This is a genomic window from Vibrio sp. 1727 (assembly GCF_033344415.1).
Classification (GTDB): Bacteria; Pseudomonadota; Gammaproteobacteria; order Enterobacterales; family Vibrionaceae; genus Vibrio; species Vibrio alginolyticus.
In genome coordinates, this window is sequence record NZ_JAWPOT010000060.1 from 1 (window position 1) to 1,757 (window position 1,757).

Here is a 1,757-nt window from a genome sequence, read left to right on the forward strand (position 1 = left end):
TAAACACAGTATTGCAAGGACGCGGAACATGCCTCATGTGGCGGCCAGGACGGCCAGCCGGGATCGGGATACTGGTCGTTACCAGAGCCACCGACCCGAGCAAACCCTTCTCTATCAGATCGTTGACGAGTATTACCCGGCATTCGCTGCGCTTATGGCAGAGCAGGGAAAGGAATTGCCGGGCTATGTGCAACGGGAATTTGAAGAATTTCTCCAATGCGGGCGGCTGGAGCATGGCTTTCTACGGGTTCGCTGCGAGTCTTGCCACGCCGAGCACCTGGTCGCTTTCAGCTGTAAGCGTCGCGGTTTCTGCCCGAGCTGTGGGGCGCGGCGGATGGCCGAAAGTGCCGCCTTGCTGGTTGATGAAGTACTGCCTGAACAACCCATGCGTCAGTGGGTGTTGAGCTTCCCGTTTCAGCTGCGTTTCCTGTTTGCCAGCCGGCCCGAGATCATGGGGTGGGTGCTGGGCATCGTTTACCGCGTCATTGCCACGCACCTGGTCAAGAAAGCGGGCCATACCCACCAAGTGGCCAAGACGGGCGCGGTCACCCTGATCCAGCGTTTTGGATCGGCGCTCAATCTGAATGTTCACTTCCACATGCTGTTTCTCGACGGTGTGTATGTCGAGCAATCCCACGGCTCAGCGCGTTTCCGCTGGGTCAAGGCGCCGACCAGCCCAGAGCTCACCCAGCTGACGCACACCATCGCCCACCGGGTGGGTCGCTATCTGGAACGGCAAGGCCTGCTGGAACGGGATGTCGAAAACAGCTATCTGGCCTCGGATGCGGTGGATGACGACCCGATGACACCCCTGCTGGGGCACTCGATCACTTACCGTATCGCTGTCGGTTCACAGGCGGGGCGAAAGGTGTTCACTTTGCAAACTCTGCCGACCAGTGGTGATCCGTTCGGTGACGGGATTGGCAAGGTAGCCGGGTCCAGCCTGCACGCCGGCGTGGCGGCCAGGGCCGATGAACGCAAGAAGCTCGAACGGCTGTGCCGGTACATCAGCCGCCCGGCGGTATCCGAGAAGCGGCTGTCGTTAACACGAGGCGGCAACGTGCGCTACCAGCTCAAGACGCCGTACCGGGACGGCACCACGCACGTCATTTTCGAACCATTGGATTTCATTGCAAGGCTGGCCGCCCTGGTACCGAAGCCCAGAGTCAACCTAACCCGCTTCCACGGGGTGTTCGCACCCAACAGTCGGCACCGGGCGTTGGTCACGCCGGCAAAACGGGGCAGGGGCAACAAGGTCAGGGTGGCTGATGAACCGGCAACACCAGCACAACGGCGAGCGTCGATGACATGGGCGCAACGGCTCAAGCGTGTTTTCAATATCGACATCGAGACCTGCAGCGGCTGCGGCGGCGCCATGAAAGTCATCGCCTGCATTGAAGACCCTATAGTGATCAAGCAGATCCTTGATCACCTGAAGCACAAAGCCGAAACCAGCGGGACCAGGGCGTTACCCGAAAGCCGGGCGCCACCGGCTGAGCTGCTCCTGGGTCTGTTTGACTGACGAGCCTGAAGGCCAACGATACCAATCAAAATGCTGCGTTCACAGCGCCGCGGCAGGGATCCGCCGTGCTGGTTGTCGGAAAAGGAGCCGCTAGTGGGAAAGAGGAGGGTAAATTTTCAGCGTTGCTGGCTCCCCGTCAGCCGGATTGGGTTGCATCGCAGGGGTGTCGAAAGAGTCAACTGCGGTCCAAAGCTGTTGGACTTGGGTGAAAAGGGCGTTTATTCTTCCTATACGT

1 protein-coding gene is annotated in these 1,757 nt (G+C 59.9%); it reads left to right on the forward strand.

Annotated features, from left to right (window positions below; genetic code table 11):
* Positions 1-28 precede the first annotated feature (28 nt).
* On the forward strand, positions 29-1,522 hold the full coding sequence (locus tag R8O10_RS23785) for an IS91-like element ISVsa3 family transposase (RefSeq protein WP_001120888.1): 1,494 nt from the start codon (positions 29-31) through the stop codon (positions 1,520-1,522).
* The last annotated feature ends 235 nt before the right edge of the window (positions 1,523-1,757 follow it).